This is a genomic window from Labrys sp. KB_33_2, assembly GCF_052114505.1.
Taxonomy (GTDB): Bacteria; Pseudomonadota; Alphaproteobacteria; order Rhizobiales; family Labraceae; genus Labrys.
Map to the genome: position 1 here is coordinate 208,854 of NZ_JBFREW010000009.1, position 22,162 is coordinate 231,015.

19 protein-coding genes are annotated in these 22,162 nt (G+C 62.5%); 6 read left to right on the forward strand and 13 right to left on the reverse strand.

The genetic code is table 11. The features are described from left to right. The first annotated feature begins 36 nt into the window (after positions 1–36). Entirely contained in the window at positions 37–621 is a 585-nt protein-coding gene (locus AB4037_RS17620; RefSeq protein ID WP_441772386.1) for a YceI family protein, read from the forward strand. Between the two features lie 33 nt (positions 622–654). Here the strand turns inward: AB4037_RS17620 and cimA are convergent, their stop codons facing one another. From cimA to AB4037_RS17640, 4 genes are all read right to left on the reverse strand, one after another. After that, complete coding sequence (gene cimA / locus AB4037_RS17625) at positions 655–2,250, reverse strand: citramalate synthase (RefSeq protein WP_441772387.1); 1,596 nt, start codon at positions 2,248–2,250, stop codon at positions 655–657. Continuing rightward, positions 2,247–2,744, reverse strand: a complete 498-nt coding sequence (locus AB4037_RS17630; protein WP_441772388.1) for a GNAT family N-acetyltransferase — start codon at positions 2,742–2,744, stop codon at positions 2,247–2,249. The genes cimA and AB4037_RS17630 overlap by 4 nt, the downstream gene beginning before the upstream one ends. A gap of 26 nt (positions 2,745–2,770) precedes the next feature. Further along, entirely contained in the window at positions 2,771–4,213 is a 1,443-nt protein-coding gene (gene cysS / locus AB4037_RS17635) for a cysteine--tRNA ligase (protein WP_434957153.1), read from the reverse strand. 319 nt (positions 4,214–4,532) lie between these two features. Further along, complete coding sequence (locus tag AB4037_RS17640; protein ID WP_441772389.1) at positions 4,533–5,561, reverse strand: acyltransferase family protein; 1,029 nt, start codon at positions 5,559–5,561, stop codon at positions 4,533–4,535. Positions 5,562–6,073: 512 nt separating this feature from the next. On the opposite strand from AB4037_RS17640, the gene AB4037_RS17645 reads away from it, so the two are divergent. Then, positions 6,074–6,376 (forward strand): hypothetical protein, encoded by a 303-nt coding sequence (locus AB4037_RS17645; RefSeq protein ID WP_434957155.1) that lies wholly within the window; start codon positions 6,074–6,076, stop codon positions 6,374–6,376. A gap of 67 nt (positions 6,377–6,443) precedes the next feature. Here AB4037_RS17645 and AB4037_RS17650 read toward each other — a convergent pair whose 3' ends face one another. Both AB4037_RS17650 and gltX read right to left on the reverse strand, forming a co-directional pair. Further along, positions 6,444–6,959: a CreA family protein gene (locus AB4037_RS17650; RefSeq protein WP_441772390.1), complete on the reverse strand. Its 516-nt coding sequence runs from the start codon at positions 6,957–6,959 to the stop codon at positions 6,444–6,446. Between the two features lie 111 nt (positions 6,960–7,070). Next, complete coding sequence (gene gltX / locus AB4037_RS17655; RefSeq protein WP_441772391.1) at positions 7,071–8,396, reverse strand: glutamate--tRNA ligase; 1,326 nt, start codon at positions 8,394–8,396, stop codon at positions 7,071–7,073. A 361-nt stretch (positions 8,397–8,757) separates the two neighbouring features. On the opposite strand from gltX, the gene AB4037_RS17660 reads away from it, so the two are divergent. Further along, positions 8,758–9,591, forward strand: a complete 834-nt coding sequence (locus AB4037_RS17660) for a MipA/OmpV family protein (protein WP_434957158.1) — start codon at positions 8,758–8,760, stop codon at positions 9,589–9,591. A gap of 143 nt (positions 9,592–9,734) precedes the next feature. Beyond that, on the forward strand, positions 9,735–11,696 hold the full coding sequence (locus AB4037_RS17665) for an oxidoreductase (RefSeq protein ID WP_441772392.1): 1,962 nt from the start codon (positions 9,735–9,737) through the stop codon (positions 11,694–11,696). A gap of 52 nt (positions 11,697–11,748) precedes the next feature. On the opposite strand, the gene AB4037_RS17670 is transcribed toward AB4037_RS17665, so the two are convergent. Further along, positions 11,749–12,453 (reverse strand): SDR family oxidoreductase, encoded by a 705-nt coding sequence (locus tag AB4037_RS17670; protein WP_441772393.1) that lies wholly within the window; start codon positions 12,451–12,453, stop codon positions 11,749–11,751. Between the two features lie 128 nt (positions 12,454–12,581). Between AB4037_RS17670 and gcvA the strand changes: the two genes are divergently transcribed. Continuing rightward, positions 12,582–13,493: a transcriptional regulator GcvA gene (gcvA, locus tag AB4037_RS17675; protein WP_441772394.1), complete on the forward strand. Its 912-nt coding sequence runs from the start codon at positions 12,582–12,584 to the stop codon at positions 13,491–13,493. Positions 13,494–13,660: 167 nt separating this feature from the next. Here gcvA and AB4037_RS17680 read toward each other — a convergent pair whose 3' ends face one another. Then, positions 13,661–15,397 (reverse strand): NAD+ synthase, encoded by a 1,737-nt coding sequence (locus AB4037_RS17680; protein ID WP_441772395.1) that lies wholly within the window; start codon positions 15,395–15,397, stop codon positions 13,661–13,663. Positions 15,398–15,431: 34 nt separating this feature from the next. Further along, positions 15,432–15,779: a diacylglycerol kinase gene (locus tag AB4037_RS17685; protein ID WP_441772396.1), complete on the reverse strand. Its 348-nt coding sequence runs from the start codon at positions 15,777–15,779 to the stop codon at positions 15,432–15,434. A gap of 243 nt (positions 15,780–16,022) precedes the next feature. Here AB4037_RS17685 and AB4037_RS17690 point away from each other — a divergent pair, with 243 nt between their 5' ends. Next, positions 16,023–16,556, forward strand: a complete 534-nt coding sequence (locus AB4037_RS17690; RefSeq protein ID WP_441772397.1) for a hypothetical protein — start codon at positions 16,023–16,025, stop codon at positions 16,554–16,556. A gap of 103 nt (positions 16,557–16,659) precedes the next feature. Here AB4037_RS17690 and mmsB read toward each other — a convergent pair whose 3' ends face one another. The 4 genes from mmsB to chvE (AB4037_RS17710) all read right to left on the reverse strand — a co-directional run bounded on the left by mmsB (position 16,660) and on the right by chvE (AB4037_RS17710) (position 22,037). Beyond that, positions 16,660–17,862 carry a multiple monosaccharide ABC transporter permease gene (mmsB, locus tag AB4037_RS17695; RefSeq protein WP_434957165.1) on the reverse strand — a complete coding sequence of 401 codons (1,203 nt, stop codon included), beginning with the start codon at positions 17,860–17,862 and terminating at the stop codon, positions 16,660–16,662. 2 nt (positions 17,863–17,864) lie between these two features. Then, positions 17,865–19,442 (reverse strand): multiple monosaccharide ABC transporter ATP-binding protein, encoded by a 1,578-nt coding sequence (gene mmsA / locus AB4037_RS17700; protein ID WP_434957166.1) that lies wholly within the window; start codon positions 19,440–19,442, stop codon positions 17,865–17,867. A gap of 121 nt (positions 19,443–19,563) precedes the next feature. Further along, positions 19,564–20,583, reverse strand: a complete 1,020-nt coding sequence (gene chvE / locus AB4037_RS17705; RefSeq protein ID WP_210250091.1) for a multiple monosaccharide ABC transporter substrate-binding protein — start codon at positions 20,581–20,583, stop codon at positions 19,564–19,566. A gap of 389 nt (positions 20,584–20,972) precedes the next feature. Beyond that, positions 20,973–22,037 carry a multiple monosaccharide ABC transporter substrate-binding protein gene (gene chvE, locus AB4037_RS17710; protein ID WP_434957167.1) on the reverse strand — a complete coding sequence of 355 codons (1,065 nt, stop codon included), beginning with the start codon at positions 22,035–22,037 and terminating at the stop codon, positions 20,973–20,975. Positions 22,038–22,162: the final 125 nt, after the last annotated feature.

The window sequence follows — 22,162 nt, forward strand, 5'->3', positions numbered from 1 at the left end:
TCCGGCGTTTCGCGGCCTGGCAGTATGGACAATGCAATGAAGAGGTCTTTCCACGTGACTGTGGCGGCACTGTTTTTCAGCGCCGGCCTTTCGCCTCTCGTATTCGCAGGCGATCTCTACGATCTCGATCCCGAGCATACCCAGGCGATCTTCCATATCGACCATCTCGGCTATTCCACCGTCACGGGCAGCTTCCGCCAGTTGAAGGGCATGCTCACGCTCGATGAAGAACATCCCGAGCAAAGCCTGGTCGAGGCAACGATCGAGGCTTCGAGCATCGATACGGGGGTGCCGACGCGCGACGAGGATCTGAGGTCGAGCCAGTTCTTCGACGTCGCCCGCCATCAGACGATCACTTTTCGGACCGTAAAGGTGAAGCGGCGTGGTCCGCGCAGCGCCGATCTCAGCGGAGAGCTGACGCTGCTCGGGATATCCAGGCCCGTGACATTGCGGACCACCTTCAACCAGATCGCGCCGGATCCGCTGCGCGGCAGTCGCATGGTGGCCGGCTTCACCGCGACCACGAGCATCCGTCGCACGGATTATGGCATGAAGGCCTTCATCCCCCTGATCGGCGACGTCGTGCGCATAGACATCAATGTCGAAGCAATCCGCCGTTGAGGAAAAGCCCGCTCGCCGCAACGGGCTCGATCCTCAAACCTCCGCGCCAGCCTTGAGCAGCTTGTAGGTCATCGAATCAACCAGCGCCTGGAAGGAGGCATCGATGATGTTGTCGGAGACGCCCACGGTGGCCCAGCGATCGCCGGCGGCATCCTGGAATTCGATCAGCACCCGCGTCACCGCATCGGTACCGCCTTGGAAGACGCGGACCTTGTAGTCGATCAGCTTCAGGTCCTCGATGACGGACTGATACTTGCCGAGATCCTTGCGCAGCGCCGTGTCGAGGGCATTGACCGGGCCATGTCCCTCCGCTGCCGAGATCAGTTCATCGGCGCCGACCTTGACCTTGACGATGGCCTCGGAGAACACGCCGAGTTCGCCGCGCTCGTTCCAGCGCCGCTCGACATTGACGCTGAAGCGCTCGACGAAGAAGAACTCCGGGACGCTGCCGAGAATACGCTTGGCCAGCAGGAAGAAAGAGGCATCCGCCCCCTCATAGGCATAGCCTTGCGCTTCCTTGTCCTTCAGTGCCCCAAGCAATCTGGAGAGACGGGGATCATCCTTGTCGACGGCCAGCCCCAGGCGTTCCAGTTCGGCCAGGATGTTGGATTTGCCGGCCTGGTCCGAGACCAGCAATTTGCGCCGGTTGCCCACGCTTTCCGGCGGCACGTGCTCATAGGTGGAAGGATCCTTCACCACGGCCGAGGCATGGATGCCGGCCTTGGTGGCAAAGGCCGAGGAACCGACATAGGGTGCATGATGGTCGGGCATGCGGTTGAGCAGTTCGTCGAGCTTGCGCGAGATGCGCGTCAGGTTCTCGAGCCCAGCCGCATCCACCCCGATCTCGAAGCGCTCGGCATAGGCGGGCTTGAGCAGCAATGTTGGGATCAGCGAGGTGAGGTTGGCATTGCCGCAGCGCTCGCCCAAACCGTTCAGCGTGCCCTGGATCTGCCGCACGCCCGCCCTGACGGCCGCCAGCGAATTAGCGACCGCCTGCTCGGTGTCATTATGGGCATGGATGCCGAGATGGCCGCCGGGGATCGTCTTGACGACCTCGCCGACGATGCGCTCAATCTCATGTGGCAGGCTACCGCCATTGGTATCGCACAGGACCACCCAGCGCGCGCCGGCCTCATGGGCCGTACGGGCGCAGGCGAGCGCATAATCGGGATTGGCCTTGTAGCCGTCGAAGAAATGCTCGCAGTCGAGCAGCACTTCGCGCCCACGTGCCTTGGCCGTGGCGACGCTATCGCGGATCGAATCGAGATTGTCTTCCAGGCTGATGCCGAGGGCCATGCGCACCTGATGGTCCCAGCTCTTGGCCACGAAGCAGATCGCGTCCGCCTGCGCATCCAGCAGGCCTGCGACACCGGGGTCGTTGGCGGCCGAGCGCCCTGCCCTCTTGGTCATCCCGAAGGCGGTGAACTTCGCCTTGAGGCCGTTGGGCTGGCTGAAGAACTGGGTGTCGAGCGGATTGGCGCCGGGATAGCCGCCCTCGATATAGTCGACACCGAGATCGTCGAGCAACCCGGCGATCGCCTGCTTGTCGGCGAGGGAGAAGTCGACTCCCGTGGTCTGGGCGCCGTCACGCAGAGTGGTGTCGAAGAGATAGAGGCGATCGCGCGTCATTGCCTGACAGCCTCGGGCGGGGCCGAAAGCACCTTCTTCATGGTGGTGTTGCCGAGCCACTCGTCGCCAAGCGACACCGTGTTGCGCTGCTGGGGCACGAAACCCTGCTTGAGGAAAAAGTCCCGGGCAGTATCACTGGCGTCGACCGTCAGATGATCGGCGCCACGCGCCTTGGCGAGCTGTTCGATGGCTCCATAGAGCGTTGAGGCCACGCCCTGTCCGGCGACCGCCGGATGGACATAGAGCAGGTCGACCAATTCCTTGCCTTTCAGCGCGATGAAGCCGACGGGCGAGCCGCCGATCGTTGCCACGATGGTCAAACAGCCCGCAAGGCGTTTCACCCAGGCCTCCTCGTCATCGGCCGCCTCGGCCCAGGCCTCCTGCTGACCTTCGGAATAATCCTCACCTGTCAGCTCTTGGATACTGGCCCGGAAAATCTCGGCCAGGATCGGTGCGTCGGCAGGCAGGAACGGGCGCAGCCCAGGTTTCGGCATAGCAGGATTCGACGTCGACTTGGCCATCAGAGCTTGACCTCCCAACTGGTAGTACCGTCCTTGTTGTCCTTGACGGTGATGTTCAAGCGGGCGAGTTCGTCGCGGATGCGATCGGATTCCGGCCAGTTCTTCTCGGCACGCGCAACCTTGCGCGCAGCCAGAAGCGCCTCTACCTCCCGCCTCAGCCCATCGCTGACATGCGTGTCACCCTTCAGGGCCGCCGCATCATTGCTGAAGCCCAGAAAGGCAAGCGTCGCCGCCCTGTCGGCCGGATCGGTGATCTGGTGCAGGCGGGCCAGCATGGCCGGCGTGTTGAGATCGTCCGACAGGGCCTCGATCACACCGGCATCGACGCTTCCGCCGGCAGGCACCTCCTCATACCAGCGCAACAGGGTCTGCTGGGCCTCGGTCAAGGCTTGCAGGGTCCAGTCGATCGGCTGGCGATAATGGGTGCGCAGCATGGCCAGGCGCAGCACGTCGCCATGCCAGGCCCGCCCGCCGAAGCGGTCGCTGCCGAGCAATTCGCGAATGGTGATGAAGTTGCCCAGGCTCTTGGACATCTTCTCGCTCTCGACCTGCAGGAAGCCGTTATGCATCCAGACATTGGCCATCACCGGCGTATCGAAGGCGCAGCAGCTCTGGGCGATCTCGTTCTCATGGTGCGGGAAGACGAGATCGATGCCACCGCCATGGATATCGAAGACGTTGCGGGCCGGGTCGTCGCAGCCGATGCCGCCGCCATAGGGGGTGAGCAGCGTCGCCATCGACATCGCCGAGCACTCGATATGCCAACCGGGGCGTCCGGGCGTGGCGATGCCCGAGGGGCTGGGCCAGCCGGGCTGGCGGCCATGGGAGGGCTTCCACAGCACGAAATCCATGGCATCGCGCTTATAGGGTGCAACATCCACCCGCGCACCGGCCAGCATTTCGTCGAGCGAGCGGCGGGCGAGTGCGCCGTAGCGCGGCACCTTGGCGAGCTTCTCCATGGCATGGACGGAGAACAGTACATGTTCTTCAGCGACATAGGCGACACCGCGCGCCACCAGGCGCTCGATGATGGCCTTCATCTCCTCGATATGGTCGGTCGCCCGCGGCTCGACCATCTGCGGCAGCTGCCCCGGCTGGTTGACCTGATCGGGCATCAGTACGCCGAGTTCCCTGATGTCCCGATGGAACTGGGCGAGCGTGCCGTCGGTCAATTCACGGATGGTGATGCCGCGCTCGGCCGCGCGCTCGTTGATCTTGTCGTCGACGTCGGTGATGTTGCGCGCGTAGCTGACGTGCTCGGCGCCATAGGTGTGGCGCAGCAGGCGGAACAGCAGGTCGAAGACGATGATCGGGCGGGCATTGCCGATATGGGCAAAGTCGTAGACGGTCGGGCCGCAGACATACATACGCACCCGATCGGGATCGATCGGCGTGAAATCGACCTTGGAGCGCGTACGGGTATCGTAGAGCCGTAAAACCATGAGTTCCCCACCTCGGCTGGCCGGGGGCGTCCTGCGCTCAAGGTTTTGGGCGAATGACGGCGCCAGCCAGCGTTGCTGCTAGCTGCAAATAATCCGCGAAAGGATGGCCGTCTTTATCATCGCGGGGAGCAATGTGCCATGCGGGCGGCGTTGTCAAGCGACAGGATGGCGTGTCCTTCGATCACCCGGTGATGACGCGCATCAGACCAACGCGTTTTGTGAATTGACGGTAACGGGTAGAATCGCAAACGCGCGCCGAACCATAGAGCGAGGACGAACAAGCATTCTGGCTTGAGCGCACTTTGTTCCGGAGCCGGGCTCATCCGGCTCGGGCAATGATCCGTTTGCCCAAGGCCTGCCCGGGCAATTCGATCAGCCGATAGCCCAGCACGGCGAAAAGCAGGGCAAACAATACGCTCGTCGCGGCGAAGAGGCTGGAGGGCGCCAGGGCACCCGCCAGGCCGATGGCGAAGGGATGCAGGAGATAGGTCGAGTAGCTGACGCTGCCCAGCCATCCGGTGATGCGATTGTCGACCAGCGCTGAGCGGCGGATGCTCGGAATGCCGGCGACCAGCACGAACACGATCGGCGCGACCAGCCAGGGAAACAGCGACTGGTTCATGGTGATATTCGGATGGCTGAAATAGCCGAAGGAGACGATGTTCGAGAGCGCCATGATGACGACGAAGACTCCCGTATCGACAAGAAGGCGCGTCAGCGGCAATTCCCCGGCTTGGGTGCGGAACGCCCGGCAACCCAGGATGGCGGCATAGATCATGCCGATCCGTCCGAGCGGCAGGCGGTGCCCGATCACGAGCGAGATGCCGACCAAGGCGAGCATCACGAGCGGGGCGGCGATGGCCAGCTTGTCGTCGAACTTCCGTCCAAGGCTAAGCAGTGCAACGGCGAAGATCGCATACCAGGCGAATTCGATGCTGAGGGTCCATGTCACACCCAGCAGCGGCGTGGCGCCGACATAGTCCTGTATCAGCAGGAGATTGGCGAGCCAGTCACCCAGCGTGGCGGACTTCACCGCCGAAAAGTCCGGAATAGCGGTGCAATAGCCGAGGAGTGCCATCAGCGCAAAGGCGGCGAACACCAGAGGATAGATACGAAACACGCGCCGAATCATGAACGTTTTGAGGTCGAACCGGCGTCCGGCCGTCATGGGAATGACGAACCCGCTGACGATGAAGAACAGGACGACACCGAACACACCGGGCGAAAGCATGCCAACGATCCACTGGCCGAACCCGCTTTCCTTTTCCGCCACATGCTGAAACAGCACGGCCCCGGCGGCGATGAAGCGCAGCGTGTCGAGAAAGACCACGCGCGGCATGGTGGCCATGGTCCTATCCTCGACGCGTGGTTCCAGCGTGGCCGCAAGTACCGGCGCCGGGAGCGCGTCACCGTTTCTTCCCTGGTTTGGCATGGGGCGGTCCATGGAAGAAACCAGGGGATGGTCAGTCGGCACTTGGGATTTCCTAACAACGTTCAGACGACGGCTCGAGGGCAGTCCGAATATTGAAGGAGAGCAGGAACGGCCTCCCCAGTGCAAGTCCACCTGGCTAAGGAATTGGGACGATGGCCGCTAAACAATAAGGCGCGGGATCAGCCATAATCGTCTTGTCGAAACGTTGCACGCCCTGGCTGCACAAGCCCCATAGTACCAAAGTGGGCCCTCGCCCGTTGAAACGCCGACAAAGGTGGAGCCTTTGCATGTCGGCACTGATGCAGCCCGGCAACAGAGTTTCGCCAAAAATTAAACACGTAGATTTACCGATGTTTAAAAACGCACGGCGATGATAGGCAAGCTCCGCTATCCGGACGGGGCAGACCCCGTTCACATGTGTGATTTCGATGAACCTGCGTACCCTCTCCTTCATCGCGGCTTGCCTGGCTTTCGCCAGCCCCGCCTCCGCCCAGAACGTGGCTTCCTTCGTCGTCAGCGCCGATGATGGCTACGGCGTCGACACCTGCCTGGAAAGCGGCGCCCCCTGCGGCCAGCCGATTGCCAGCGAATGGTGTGTCGCCAATGGCTATGCCAAGGCGGTCGCCTTCCGCCGGCAGACCGAAACCGATATCACTGGCGCCATCAACGCGCCCACACAGGTCGCTGCTGCCTCACAGCCGCACGCTGTCGTGATCACTTGCGAAAAGTGAAGACCTGCGAGAAGTGAAGCCTTGCGAGAAGTGAGGATGCGGGCGGTGGCCCTGCTGGGCCCTGCACTCAGTCCGTGACGAAATCCGCACATTTCTGGGGCGGCTCGCCGGCCCAGGGCATTACCGGCACCGACGAGGTCGAGTTCTTCGGAGATCCTTCGATCAGTTTGTCGGTATAGACCAGATAGACCAGCACGTTGCGCTTGGCGTCGCAGCCGCGCACCACCTGCATCTTCTTGAAGAACAAGGAGCGGGACTGGCGATAGACCAAGGCGCCCTGCTCGAATTTCTCCTTGAACTTGATCGGCCCGACCTGGCGGCAGGCCAGCGAGACGTCCGACACCTCCTCGGCCACCCCGAACATACCCTTGAGACCACCCTTCTCCGGCACGGTGAAGTGACAGGCGACCCCTTCGACATCGGGATCGTCGACACCGTAGACGGCGAGCTTGTCGTCCGGGGTCAGGAATTTCCATACCGTCGACTTGCGGAAGATCAGGTCCGGTTCCTGGGCCTGGGCAGCGACGGGAACTGCAAGGGCAAGTACGATCGCAGCGAGGCCGAAGCAGATTCTACGCAACATGCGGGGTCTCCTCATCGGCCCCCATATGGGAAGGCATCCGGCCGGGCGCTAGAGTGGAGTGTCGACCTCGCTCCATCACTTGATGGAGTTGTGGAAGTCGACACTCTGGCCTCACCCGAGCCGCGCCAATACACGCTCACGGCCGATCAGCGGCAGCAGCGCCTTGAGTTCGGGGCCATGATCGAGCCCGGTCAGCGCCTGGCGCAGCGGCATGAACAGGGCCTTGCCCTTCGCGCCGGTGGCTTCCTTCACGGCCTGCGTCCAGGCGCCCCAGGTGTTCTCGTCCCAGGGCCCGCTCGGCAACAGCGCGGCGGCGCGGCCGAGGAACTCCCGATCCTGCTCACCCGCGGCGACCGGCCCCGTCACCACGTCCCACCACAATTTCGCATCGGCCAGCCTGACGAGATTGGAGCGCACGGCGAGCCAGAAATCCTCACCGCCCTCGATGCCGAGAGCCGTCAGCCGCTGCGAGACGTCTGCAAAGGCCGTCTCATGCAGCAGCTTGGCGTTGAGTGTCTCGATCTCGGCCGGATCGAAGCGCGCCGGCGCCCGCGAGATGCGCGAAAGATCGACCAGCGCGGCCAGCTCCTGCAGCGACGCGATCGGGCGCACGGCCTCGGCCGTGCCGGTCAGCACCGCCAGGCTCGCTACCGCCATCGGCTCGAAGCCGGCCTCGCGCAGCGAACCGATCGACAGCGCCCCGCTGCGCTTGGACAGCCCCTCGCCGCCCACCGTGGTAAGCAGATTGTGGTGGGCGAATTCCGGCACCGTGCCGCCCAGGGCTTCGAAGATCTCGATCTGCACGGCGGTGTTGGTGACGTGATCCTCGCCGCGGATGATGTGGCTGACGCCAAGATCGATGTCATCGACCACGGATGGCAGCGTGTAGAGATAACCGCCATCGGCACGGATCAGCACCGGGTCGGACAGGGAGGAGGTGTCGACATGCGCGGGGCCGCGCACGCCGTCCTGCCATTCGACGATGCGGTGGTTGAGCAGGAAGCGCCAATGCGGACGCCGCCCCTCGGCCTCCAGAGCCGCCTTCTGCTCGGCGGTCAAGCGCAGGGCCGCCCGGTCATAGACCGGCGGCAGGCCGCGCGCCTTCTGCAGCGTGCGCCGGCGCTCAAGTTCCTCCTCGGTCTCGTAGCAGGGATAGAGTCGACCGGCCTCACGCAGGCGGCCGGCGGCGGCATCGTAAAGCGCCATGCGTTCGGACTGGCGCGCCTTCACGTCCGGGACCATGCCGAGCCAGGCAAGATCCACCGCGATGGCATCCGCATATTCCTGGCGCGAGCGGGCCATGTCGGTATCGTCATAGCGCAGGATGAAGCGTCCGCCCGCGCGCTTGGCCACGCACCAATTCAGCAAGGCGGTGCGGATATTGCCGATATGGATATAGCCGGTGGGGGACGGCGCAAAGCGGACGACAGGCGGCATGACGGGCTTTCGAAATTGGAAATATGGCCTGTCCTATACCGCGAGGCCTCCCTTTTGAAGGAGAGATTATGAACAGGCTCCTGCCATTTTTGCTGGCCATGAAATCGCCATCGTGTTTATAACGGAGACGATAATCAATCGCAGCCGGCTCATAGCACCCTTTCCCGGCTGATCATCGCCACTCAGTGAATGCCATCAAAACGGGCATCACGAAACTGACGATGCCCTCGGCATCCAAAACATGACGTTAGGGAATTCGTTGATTATTCATGCCAGCATTCATTGTTTGTTGTCACCTCGAAGGCATTGTGCGGCCAAGTTCGCGGTCGTTCCTGCCGCGACCGGAAATGGGAATAGAGTGATGTTGCGTACCTCCCTGAAGACTGCCGCAGCGGCAGGGGTTCTTGCCGTTCTGGCGACGCCGGCACTGGCCCAGTCCTCTTCCTATACGCCGACGGGATTTTGGGACAACTACATCGCCGGTGGCTGGTCGCTGGAACTCGGCGCGACCGCCGCCATGGGCCCCAACTATGAGGGCGCTAAGGATTTCACCTTCCTGCCCTCGCCGATCATCTCGCTGTCCCGTCAGGGCAAGGGGACCGCTTTCAGTTCGCGCAACGACAATCCGGGCCTCGGCATTCTCGACAATGGCTTCCTGCGCATCGGCCCCGTCGGCAAGCTTCTGCTCAAGCAGGACGGTTCCACCGACGACGATCTCAAGGGCCTCAAGCCGGTACGCTGGGGCGGCGAACTCGGCATCTTCGCCGACATCTATCCGGTCGAGTGGCTGCGTTTGCGCGCCGAATTGCGGCACGGCATCCGTTCGCATCACGGCCTGGTCGCCGATATCGCGGCGGACGCCTTCTATGACATCGCACCGGATTGGCGTATTTCCGGCGGCCCCCGTGTCTCCTTGGCTACGCGCAGCTATTTCGACGCCTATTATGGCGTGAATCTACAGGAATCACTCGCTTCCGGCCTCAGCCCCTATTCGCCCGGCGGTGGCCTGAAGTCGGTTGGCGTCGGCGGTGCGCTCACCTGGAAGACCACGGACAAGATCACCACCAGCGCCTTTGCCGAATATAGCCGTCTTACCGGTCCCGCCTCCAAATCGACCCTGGTCAAGGAGCGCGGCTCCCCAAACCAGTTCACGATCGGCGTATCGGCAAGCTATCGCTTCGACTTCAATCTCTGAGTCGCCCCGAAGCTATCCCCGAGTGCCTGGGCACCCGGGAAATACCTCACCGGCGTTGAAGTGTCCGCGTCGCGACAATCGGCCATGTTGATTGCGGGATCGGTCCCGTGCACCCAGTAGGGGTCCAGCTTCTGCGAGGCCCCGTGAGCCAGTCCGCCGCCCTCCCCCACCTCTATTCGCCGTTCACGATCCGCAATCTGCGCATCAAGAACCGCATCATGTCCACCGGGCACGACACCACGCTGCCCACGGCCTTCGTGCCCAATGACGCGCTGATCGCCTATCAGCAGGCGCGCGCCCAGGGCGGCGTCGGCCTGATCGTGCTGCAGGTTGCCGGCGTGCACGAGACGGCGCGCTACACCTCCCATCTCCTGATGGCAACCAGCGACGACTGCATCCCCGGCTATCGCCGCCTCGCCGAGGTCTGCCATGCCGAGGGGGCGGCGGTGTTCGGCCAGCTCTTCCATCCCGGCCGCGAGATCATGGAGACGGCCGAGGGCACCGCCCCCGTCGCCTACGCGCCCTCCGCCGTGCCCAACCAGCGCTTCCACGTCATGCCGCGCGCCATGAGCACGACGATGATCGGCGAGATCGTCGAGGGCTATGGCGAGGCTGCGCGCCGGCTCGAACAGGCCGGGCTCGACGGCGTGGAGATCGTCGGCAGCCACGGCTACCTGCCCTCGCAATTCGTCAATCCGCGCGTCAATGTACGCGAGGATGCCTATGGCGGCTCGCTCGACAATCGCCTGCGCTTCATCCGCGAGAGCCTTGCCGCCATTCGCGCCAGGACGGGCCCCGACTTCGTCGTCGGCCTGCGCTTTTCATCCGAGGACAGCGATCTCAACGGCCTTACCGCCGAGGAGGTGGCGGAGGTGCTCACCGCCCTCGATGGCAGCTTCGACTATTTCAACCTGACGGTCGGCTCCTCCGCCAGCTTCGGGGGTGCCGTGCATATCGCCCCCGCCATGGCCTTCTCCAGCGCCTATGGTGCGCCATCGGCGGCAGCGGTGAAGCGCAAGGTCAAGACCCCGGTCTTCTATGCCGGTCGTGTCAACCAGCCCCAGGATGCCGAACAGCTGATCGCCAAGGGCGAGGCCGACATGGTCGGCATGACGCGGGCGCTGATCTGCGACCCCGACATGCCTGCGAAGGCCGAGCAGGGCCGTTTCGACGACATCCGCGCCTGTATCGCCTGCAACCAGGCCTGCATCGGCCATTTCCAGCTCGGCGTGCCCATTTCCTGCATTCAACACCCCGAGACCGGGCGCGAGTTGCGTTATGGCAAGGTGCTGCCTGCCAGCTCGGTGAAGAAGGTGCTGGTGGCCGGCGGCGGCCCGGCCGGCCTCAAGGCCGCCAGCATCGCCGCCTCGCGCGGCCATGACGTTACGCTCTACGAGGCCTCGGGCCGGCTCGGTGGCCAGGCCCTGCTGGCACAATTGCTGCCCCGGCGCATGGAGTTCGGCGGTATCGTCACCAATCTAACCCGCGAGGCGGAGCTTGCCGGCGTCGCCGTGGTGAAGAACATCAGGGTCGATCGCGTTTTGGTCGAGCGCGAGCGTCCCGACGTGGTTGTCATCGCCACCGGTGCCACGCCTCGCCATCCTGAATTGCCCGGCGCGGAAACCGCGCATGTCGTCGACGCCTGGCAGGTGCTGCGCGACGAGGCCAATGTCGGCAGTTCCGTGCTGGTGGCGGACTGGCGCTGCGACTGGATCGGCATGGGCGTCGCCGAGAAGCTGGCGCGTGCCGGCTGCAAGGTCCGCCTCGCCGTTAACGGCTACATGCCGGGCCAGCGAATCCAGGCCTATGTCCGCGACCACTGGGCCGGTGTCCTGCACGATCTCGGCATCGAGGTCATCCCCTATGCCGATCTCTACGGCGTCGATGGCCAGACCGTCTATCTCGCCCATGTTACCGGCCGCGAGCCGATCATCATCGACGGCATCGACACGCTGGTGACCTCGCTCGGCCATGAAGCCGTCAATGCTTTGGAAGCCGAGCTGGAAGGCCTGGCTGCGGAGATTCACAGCATCGGCGACTGTCTGACACCCCGCACGGCCGAGGAAGCCGTGCTGGAAGGTCTGAAGGTCGGCTGGGCGATCTGACAGCGATACCTTCCCGCATACGCGGGAAGGTATCGCTCCGAAGGCGGCTATCTCAGAGCGAACGCATCAGCCCGCCATCGACCCGGATGTTCTGGCCGGTGATGTAGCCGGCGCCCTCCGAGGCGAGGAAGGCGATGGTGGCGGCGATCTCCTCGCTGGTGCCATAGCGCCCCATCGGCACGCTGTCGCGACGTTCCTCGGTAGCCGGCAGACTGTCGATCCAGCCCGGCAGGACGTTGTTCATGCGCACATTGTCGGCGGCATGCTGGTTCGCAAAGAGTTTGGTGTAGGCGGCAAGCCCGGCGCGGAACACGGCCGAAGTCGGAAACATCGCCGTCGGCTCGAAGGCCCAGGCCGTGGAGATGTTGATGATGGTGCCGTTCTTCTGGCGGATCATCGCCGGCGCCACCAGGCGGGTCGCCCGGATCACGTTCATCAGATAAACGTCGAACCCGGTGTGCCACTGCTCGTCGGTGATCTCGATAAGCGGCGCGCGCGGCCCATGGCCGGCGCTGTTGACCAGCACGTCGACCCGCCCCCAGCGCTCAAGCGTGAGATCTGTCAGGCGCCGCAGGTCCTCGTTCGACTGGTTGGAGCCAGTGACACCGAGGCCGCCCAATTCCTGCGCGATGGCCTCGCCCTTGCCGGAGGAGGAAAGAATGGCAACCTTATAGCCATCCTTGGCCAGGCGCCTTGCGGCGGCCGCTCCCATGCCACTGCCGCCCGCCGTGACGATCGCTACTTTTTCTGCTGCCATTGAAATCATCCTTCCATATCCCGAAGCGGCGGGAGGCCGCGACAAAGAGCTCATGCTCCTGATATACTGGCAATTCAGGCCTCATTCGAGCCAGAATAGCTATTCTTATCCTGTAGAAAAACTATTGCATGCTGGACACGTTGCCTCGCCTTCCTCCGCTCAGGGCTCTGCGGGCCTTCGAAGCCGCCGCGCGCCATCTGAACTTCCGCCTGGCCGCCGAAGAGCTGAATGTGACGCAGGGCGCCGTTGCCCAGCATATCAGAGGTCTGGAGACCGATCTCGGCGTGAAGCTGTTCGAGCGCCTGCCGCGCGGGCTCGCGCTCACCCATGCCGGGCATAGCTATCTGCCAAATATCCGCCGAGCATTCGAACTCATCGCCGATGCGACATTGGGCCTGCGCCCCGAACCTGCCAGGTTGACGATCAGCGTCACGCCGAGCTTCGCCACCAAATGGCTTATCCCAAGACTGCCTCAGTTCGTTGCCGAGCATCCGCTCGTCGACCTGCGCATTCTGGCCAATGAAGGCTTGTCCAATTTCCAAAGCGACGGCGTCGATATCGCGGTGCGGCAGGGGCGGTTGCCCTTCGGACCGGGGTTGGTGGTCGAGCGCCTTTTTTCGCAGCAGGTAATCGCAGTCTGCGCCCCCACCTTGCTGCCAGCCGGTGCGAACGGCATCGCACCGGCTGAGATCCCGAACCACACCCTCCTGCACGACACCCACAATCTTTGGCCGGAATTTCTCGAAGGGGTGCTCGGCTTCAAGCCCGCTGCCGAACCCAAGCGCATGCGCTTCAACCAGACGGGACTGGCGGTCGAGGCTGCCGCCGCTGGCCAGGGCATCGCACTCGCCAGCCGCTTCCTGGTCGCCGGCGATCTCGCCAGCGGCAGGTTGATCCAACCGCTGGCGGCCGAAATGTCCGGCACCCATGACTTCTACGTGGTGCTGCCGCGCCGGCAGCGCCATCCCGAGCCAACGGATGCGGTTCGGCGCTGGCTCATCGAGACGGCACGGGCGGAAGCGCAGGCAGACGACCCATAGGCGCCAACTTTGCGGAACTCGGTGCTTATCTGGTGGGTCGATCTCCAGATCGACCATCTTGGAAGCGCCGTGCTTGCCGGCAGGAAGATGCCGATCTGGAGATCGGCACACCTCGTTTCAGGCGTCTCCACTCGTAAAGTTAGCGCCTATGGGCGGACGACCGACGCTCAGAAATCCACCGCGTCCGCGCTCACGGTGGTGGAGACGCGATAAAGCGCGGCATCTGGCACGAAGGCAGGCTTGTTGCTGTCCCGGAACCGATTGGTGATCGGATAACGGCGGTCACGGCCGAAATTCTTTTCGGTCACCTTCACGCCGGGAGCGGCCTGGCGGCGCTTGTACTCGGCGAGATAGAGCAGGCGTTCGACCTTGCGCACGGTCTCCTCGTCATGGCCGCGCGCCACGATCTCCGCCACCCGCATCTCGCTTTCGACCAGACAGCGCAAGATATCGTCGAGCACGTCATAGGGCGGCAGCGAATCCTGGTCCTTCTGGTTCTCTCGCAATTCGGCGGAGGGCGCCTTGGTCAGGATGTTCTGCGGAATCACCACGCCATCAGGCCCCCTGGCATCCACCGGTTTCCAACGGTTGCGCAGTTCGCACAGGCGATAGACCTCGGTCTTGTAAAGGTCCTTGATCGGATTGAAGCCACCATTCATGTCGCCATAGAGCGTGCAATAGCCCACCGACATTTCCGACTTGTTGCCGGTGGTCACCACCATGGCGCCGAACTTGTTGGAAACAGACATCAGGATGGTGCCGCGGGTGCGGCTCTGCATGTTCTCCTCGGCGATGCCGCGCGGCTGCCCCTTGAACAGCGGTTCGAGCACCGCCTCAAGCCCGCTCACCGGGGCCTCGATCGGCACGACGTCATAGCGCACGCCCAGCGCCGCGGCGCATTCGAAGGCATCCTTCAGGGATTCTTGCGAGGTGTAGCGATAGGGCAGCATCACGCAATGCACCCGCTCCGGCCCGAGAGCGTCCACCGCCATGGCCGCGACCAGGGCGGAATCGACACCACCGGACAGGCCGAGCACCACGCCGGGAAAGCCGTTCTTGTCGACATAGTCGCGCAGGCCCAGGACGCAGGCCTGGTAATCGGCCTCCTCGCCCTCCTCCACAGTCTCGACCGTAGCAGGCTCGCAAGCCCAGCCTTGCGGCCCTCGCCGCCAAGTGGTGGTGACGACAGCCTCCCTGAAGGCCGGCAGTTGTAGCGCCAGGCGGTGATCGGCATTGAGGGCGAAGGAAGCACCGTCGAAGATCACCTCGTCCTGCCCGCCGACCTCATTGGCATAGAGCATGGGCAGGCCGGATTCGGTGACACGCGCCACTGCGACATTGAGGCGGATGTCGGATTTGTCGCGGTGATAGGGGGAGCCATTCGGCACCAGCAGAATCTCGGCGCCCGTCTCGGCAAGGCATTCCACGACGTCATGGCCCCAGATATCCTCGCAGATTGGCACGCCCAGGCGCACGCCGCGAAAGGCGATCGGACCCGGCAAAGGGCCCGGCTGGAACACGCGCTTCTCGTCGAACACGCCATAATTGGGCAGGTCGTTCTTGAAGCGAACGGCAGCGACGACGCCCTTGTCCACCAACGCCACCGCATTGTGGAGCTTGTCCTTCTCGCGCCAGGGCAGGCCGATCAGGCCGGCCGGCCCACCATCGGCAGTGTCGCGGGCGAAATCCTCCAGCGCAGCACGGCAGGCGTCCTGATAAGCGGCTTTCAACACCAGATCTTCGGGCAGATAACCGGAGATGAAGAGTTCTGTGAACAATACGAGGTCGGCGCCCTGATCGCGCGCGCTTGCCCGCGCCGCGCGGGCCTTGGCAAGATTGCCGGCGATGTCGCCAAGCGTCGGTTTGAGCTGGGCAACGGCAATACGCAGAATATCGGTGCTCATGGTCTCTTCAAAGGCGGATGAGGATCCGCCATCCTTACACCAGCCTTTCGGCCAGCGCGAGAATCCAGGTCAGCCCCGCCAAGGCCAGGGCCGTGAACACCGCCGCCGAGCCGAGATCCTTGACGATACGGATATGGGGATGGCGGTCGGGTGTGACATGGTCCGAGAGCGCTTCGATGGCGGTGTTGAGCAATTCCACCATCAACACCAGCAGGATGACGCCGATGAGGGCAAGGCGCTTCCACCAGTTCTCGGTAACGAAGAAGCTCGCCGGCAGCGCAATGAGCAGGACGATGACCTCCTGACGCACCGCCAATTCGTAGCGGACGGCGTGGGCAAGACCCGCTGCCGAATTGAAGAATGCCTTGACGATTCGCTCCATGACCACTCCCGAAAGTGGAACGCGTTTTAAGGCCAGCCGGGTTCTCTCGCCAAGCGGCAAATGGAAATCGGCCGGGCGCGGAGGTAAATGGCTCCACGGATCGAAGCGCAGCGGCAAGTGAAGCTGTGTTCTCCACGAAACATCGGCCTGTCGTGCCCAGGCGCCATAGACGATACAACGGGGCACCGGACGAGGCGGAAAGCGTCAACCCGTCGCCCCACACAGACATTCGATGGCATTCGCATGAACGAAACGACGACATATCCGTACCGGCCCAAATCGCTGCTGGCCGCGCTGGCCACCGGGTTCTTTCTGCTGTGCGCGCTGTTCATGGGGCATGAGGCGCTGAACAACCACGTCGGCTTGGTCATCAACGGCCTCATCGAGCTCGATTCCACAGGCGCCACCGGCTTCTATTGGCTGATCGCCCTGCTCAGCCTGGGCCTTGTCGCTTTCGGGCTGGCAAGCGTGCGAGCCTCGCTCATGCCGGAGCGCAATGTGACCCTCGCACCGAACGCCGTCATCGTCCCCGCCTCGATCCTGAGCCGGGCAACGACCACCATTCCCCTCGCCGACATTGTCAATCTCAGCCTGCAGACCGGCAGATACCCCCTGCTGCATATCCACCACAACGGTGGAACCACGAAACTGGCGCAGCGCTTCTTCGAGGACAAAGACCGGTTCGGGGATTTCCTGGCGCGCCTGCAGGCTGCCATCCAGGCCTTGAATGCTGCCTCGCAGGTCTCAGTGGGCCCGACCCGTTGGGAAGATCGATGAAACTCCTTTTGCTCTCTGGGGAGACTGAACGAAAAACGGCGGCCGCAAGGATTTGCGACCGCCGGAAAGAAAGCCCAATTTGCCGGTGCTTTCGCCAGGCTTCTCAGCGCTTCTTCTTGTAGTAGACGTCAAGGCAGACGGCGAAGAGCAGCACCAGGCCCTTGATCCATTTCTGGTCGTCGATGCCGAGGCCGAGGATCGACATGCCGACATTCATCACGCCCATCAGCAGGGCGCCGATCACCGCGCCGGTGATCTTGCCGACGCCGCCCGAGGCCGAAGCGCCGCCGATGAAGCAAGCCGCGATGACGTCGAGTTCATAGCCGTCGCCCGCCTTGGGGGTCGCCATGCCGCCGAAGCGCGAGGTGACGATGAGCCCGGCCAGCGCCGCCAGCGCCCCCATATTGACGAAAGTCAGCATGATGAGGCGGTCGGTGTTGATGCCGGAGAGCTTGGCCGCCTTCTCGTTGCCGCCGAGAGCATAGATGCGCCGGCCGATCACCGTGCGGCCGGTGACGAAGACATAGAGCAGCGTCAGCACCAGGAGGATGATCAGCACCATCGGCAAGCCGCGATACATCGCAAGGAGGTAGCCGACATAGATGGCGGCAACCGCCATCAATGTGTTGCGGCCGAGGAAGATTGCCATCGGCTCCTCCTCCACCCCATGCTTGAGCCGCGTCAGGCGCCCCTTGATGTTCATCAGCACGAACAGCGCCGCGGCGACGAGGCCGAGGACGAAGGTGGTGGTATAGAAGCCGGGGGCGGCGAAGGGGTCAGGGATCCAGCCGGCACTGAGCTGATTGAACTCCGCCGGCAACGGACCGACATTGGTGTTGCCGAGCAGGCGATAGGTCAGCCCGCGAAACACCAGCATGCCCGCCAGCGTGACGATGAAGGAGGGAATGCGCAGATAGGCGATGAAATAGCCCTGGATGCCCCCGATCAGCGCGCCGACCACCAAGGTGGCGATTGCCGCCGGCACATAGTGCCAGCCCATCTTCACCATCAGTGTCGCCGCCACCGCGCCCGTGAAGGCGCAGACCGAACCGACGGACAGGTCGATATGGCCCGACACGATCACCAGCAGCATGCCGAGCGCCATGACGATGACGTAGCCGTTCTGGTTGGGGATGTTGTTGATGTTGGACGGCGCCAGCATCCGCCCTTCCGTCATGTATTGGAAGAAGCCGACGATGACGACGAGCGAGATCAGCAGGCCATAGTCGCGGATGTTGCCGCTGATATATTCGAGGATCGATTTCTTGGGCGAAGAGCCTTGAGCTTCCACAGTGTTTGTCGTCATCGTCAATGCCCTTCCGCCCGCATGATGGCGCGCATGATCTTCTCTTGGGTGGCCTCTGCCCCGGGGAATTCGCCTACGAAGCGACCGGCATTCATCACATAGATGCGATCGCACATGCCGAGCAGTTCCGGCATCTCGGAGGAAATCATCAGCACGGCTTTGCCGTCATTCACCATCTCGTTGATGATACTGTAGATTTCGTATTTCGCACCGACATCGATGCCGCGCGTCGGCTCGTCGAGCATCAGCAATTGGGGATTGGAGAACAGCCATTTGGAGAGCACCACCTTCTGCTGGTTGCCGCCCGACAGGTTCACCGTCTTCTGGAAAACGTTCGGGGAACGGATGTTCAGCTTGCGCCTGTAGTCGTTGGCAACCCGCAATTCCTTGATGTCGTCGATGACGGAATTCTTCGACACGCCCTCCAGATTGCTCAACGTGATGTTCTTGATGATGTCTTCTTCAAGGACAAGGCCGAGCTGCTTGCGATCCTCCGTGACATAGGCCAGGCCATTGGCAAGCGCCTTCTGGATGGTGGAGAGATCGACCGGCTTGCCATGCATCAGGGCCTGGCCGCTGATGCGCTGGCCGTAGGAATGGCCGAAGATGCTCATGGCCAGTTCCGTCCGCCCTGCCCCCATCAGACCTGAGATGCCGACGACCTCGCCCTTGCGGACGGTGAGATTTACGCCCTTGACCACCTGTCGATCGGAATGCTCGTGGTGGTGCACCACCCAATCCTTGATCTCGAGGACCGGCTCGCCGATCTTGGGTTGCCGGCTGGGATAGCGGTCCGCCATCTCGCGCCCGACCATGCCCTTGATGATGCGGTCCTCGCTGATCGCCTGGCCGCGGCAGTCCAGGGTTTCGATCGAGGCCCCGTCGCGAATGATGGTGATCTCGTCGCAGACCTTGGAAATCTCGTTGAGCTTGTGTGAGATCAGGATGGAGGAAATGCCCTGCCTCTTGAACTCCAAAAGCAGGTCGAGCAGCGCATCGCTGTCGCTTTCGTTGAGACTGGCCGTCGGCTCGTCGAGGATCAGGAGCTTGACGTTCTTCGACAACGCCTTGGCAATCTCGACGAGTTGCTGCTTGCCGACGCCGATATTGGTGATGAGCGTGTCGGGCGATTCCCTCAGCCCAACCTTGTCCAGCACCTTGCGGGTCTTGCCATAGGTCAGAGGCCAGTCGATCAGGCCGCCCGTGCCCTGCTCATTGCCCAGGAAGATATTCTCGGCGATGGAGAGCAGCGGCACCAGCGCCAGTTCCTGGTGGATGATGATGATGCCGAGCTCTTCGGAATGGCGGATATCCTTGAAACGGCACTCCTGGCCGCGATAATGGATCTCCCCTTCATAGGAGCCATAGGGGTAGACCCCGCTCAGTACCTTCATCAGGGTCGATTTGCCGGCACCATTTTCGCCGACCACGCCATGAATCTCGCCCTCGTTGACCGTGAGGTTGACGTTGCTGAGCGCCTTGACCCCCGGAAAGGTCTTGGTGATGCCCCGCATTTCCAAGATAGCTGTCATAGTGGATGACCTGTGAAAAGGGCGGTTGGCGCTGTCGTGCAAAAGCATTTTCCGACCCTTCGAGATCGGAAAATGCTTCTGTTCGTGGGAGCCCGGGCATCATTCGATCCAGGATGATCGAATGATGCTCCTGCCGCCCGATACCCTAACATGGTTCGGGAGCGACCACTTATTTCAGCTGGTCTTCCTTGTAGTAACCGCCATCGACCAGGACCTGCTTCCAATTGTCCTTGGTGACCAGCACGGGCTTGAGCAGATAGGTCGGCACGACCTTCTTGCCGTTGTCATAGCTCTTGGTGTCGTTGGTCTCGGGCTTGGAACCGGAGGCCACAGCATCGACCATGTCGACCGTCACCTTGGCGAGCTGGCGGGTGTCCTTGTAGATCGTCGAGTACTGGTCGCCGGCGATGATCGCCTTGACGGAGGCGACTTCCGCGTCCTGGCCCGAGATGAAGGGCATGGGCTTGTCGCCCGAGCCGTAGCCGGCCGCCTTCAGCGAGGCGATGATGCCGCGCGACAGGCCATCATAGGGAGACAGCACCGCATCGACCTTCTTGTCGGTGTAGAAGGCGGAGAGAAGATTGTCCATGCGCGACTGGGCGAGCGAACCATCCCAACGCAGCGTGCCGACCTTGTCCATGCCCGTCTGCTTGGACTGCACCACCAGCTTGCCGCTGTCGATGTAGGGCTGCAGCACCGAGATGGCGCCGTTGTAGAAGAAGAAGGCGTTGTTGTCGTCCGGCGAACCGCCGAACAGCTCGACGTTGAACGGGCCCTTGCCGTCCTTCAGGCCGAGGCCGCTCTCCAGCGACTGGGCCTGCAGCACGCCGACCTGGAAATTGTCGAAGGTGGCGTAATAGTCGACATTCTCCGAATTGCGGATCAGGCGGTCATAGGCGATGACCTTCACGCCCTTGGCTGCCGCTTCCTTGAGCACGTCGGCGAGCGTGGTGCCGTCGATCGAAGCGATCACCAACACCTTGTCGCCCTTGGTCAGCATGTTCTCGATCTGGGCAAGCTGATTGGGGATGTCGTCGTCGGCATATTGCAGATCGGTGGCGTAGCCCTTGGCCTGGAGCTGCTTGACGACATTGTTGCCATCGTCGATCCAGCGCTCGGAAGTCTTGGTCGGCATGGCGATGCCGACAGGCCCCTTATCCTGGGCAAGGGCCGGCGATGCGACGGTCATCGCGCCGAAGGCGGCAGCCAAAAGCAAGGATTTGAACAGTTTCACGTCTCTCTCCCAAGTTGACGTTTTCCCGATCCAGGACGGACCGGGTCTGGAAATAGCCCCTCAGCCGACGTCGAGAATCGAAGCGATCCCAATGGCATCTCTTCTCACCCTCGGAGCATGGCCGAATGCGCGCAGAACCATGCCGCCTGAGGGTGTTTCTTCCCAGCCAAGCTCAGAATTCATAAAAGCTTTCCGATGCTTGTCAATTGGTATTACAATTAGCAAACAGATGTTGCGCCACCGCCCCACAAGAAGGGCAGTGGCGCCTCTGGTCATCGCATGTCAATCCGTCATGCGAACGGGCGGCGTTGCGGTCTCAGGTTACCGCCCAGGACGCAGAACCGTTATTTCAACTGATCTTCCTTGTAATAACCGCTGTCCACCAGCACCTGCTTCCAATTGTCCTTGGTGACCAGCACGGGCTTGAGCAGATAGGTCGGCACCACCTTCTTGCCGTTGTCGTAGCTCTTGGTGTCGTTGATCTCGGGCTTGCCGCCGGAGAGTACGGCATCGACCATGCCGACCGACACCTTGGCCAATTCGCGGGTGTCCTTGAAGATGGTGGAATATTGGTCACCGGCGATGATCGCCTTGACGGAAGCGACTTCGGCGTCCTGGCCTGAGATGAAGGGGATCGGCTTGTCACCCGAGCCGTAGCCGGCCGCCTTCAGCGAAGCGACGATGCCGTGGGCCAGGGTGTCGTTGGGCGAGAGCACCGCATCGACCTTCTTGTCGGTGTAGAAGGCCGAGAGGAGATTATCCATGCGCGACTGGGCAAGCGAACCGTCCCAGTTCAGCGTGCCGACCTTGTCCATGCCCATCTGCTTGGACTGCACCGCCAGCTTGCCACTGTCGATGTAAGGCTGCAGCACTGACAGCGCGCCGTTATAGAAGAAGAAGGCATTGTTGTCGTCCGGCGAACCGCCGAACAGCTCGATGTTGAAAGGGCCCTTGCCGTCCTTGAGGCCGAGAGCGGTCTCCAGCGACTGGGCTTGCAATACGCCGACCTGGAAATTGTCGAAGGTGGCGTAATAGTCGACATTCTCCGAATTGCGGATCAGGCGGTCATAGGCGATGACCTTCACGCCCTTGGCGGCGGCGGCCTTGAGAGCATCGGCCAGCGTGGTGCCGTCGATCGCCGCGATCACCAGCACCTTGTCGCCCTTGGTCAGCATGTTCTCGATCTGGGCGAGCTGCCCCGGAATATCGCCATTGGCATATTGCAGATCGGCGCCATATCCCTTGGCCTGGAGCTGGGTGACGACATTCTTGCCGTCGTCGATCCAGCGTTCGACCGTCTTGTCCGGCATGGCGATGCCGACAGTCCCCTTATCCTGCGCGAAAGCCGGCGTCGCGAGGATACCGGCGGCCAAGGCGCTCGCCAGCCACAGTTTTTGAAACAATCCCATAGTGCCTCCCGATTTAATGAGTTACGTACCTCAATTTTTCGTCATTGCAGCGGCAACCCCTCCACCACAATGGTACGATGAATGATAAATTAGCGCCCGGACGTGTCAATGATCCATGATGGACG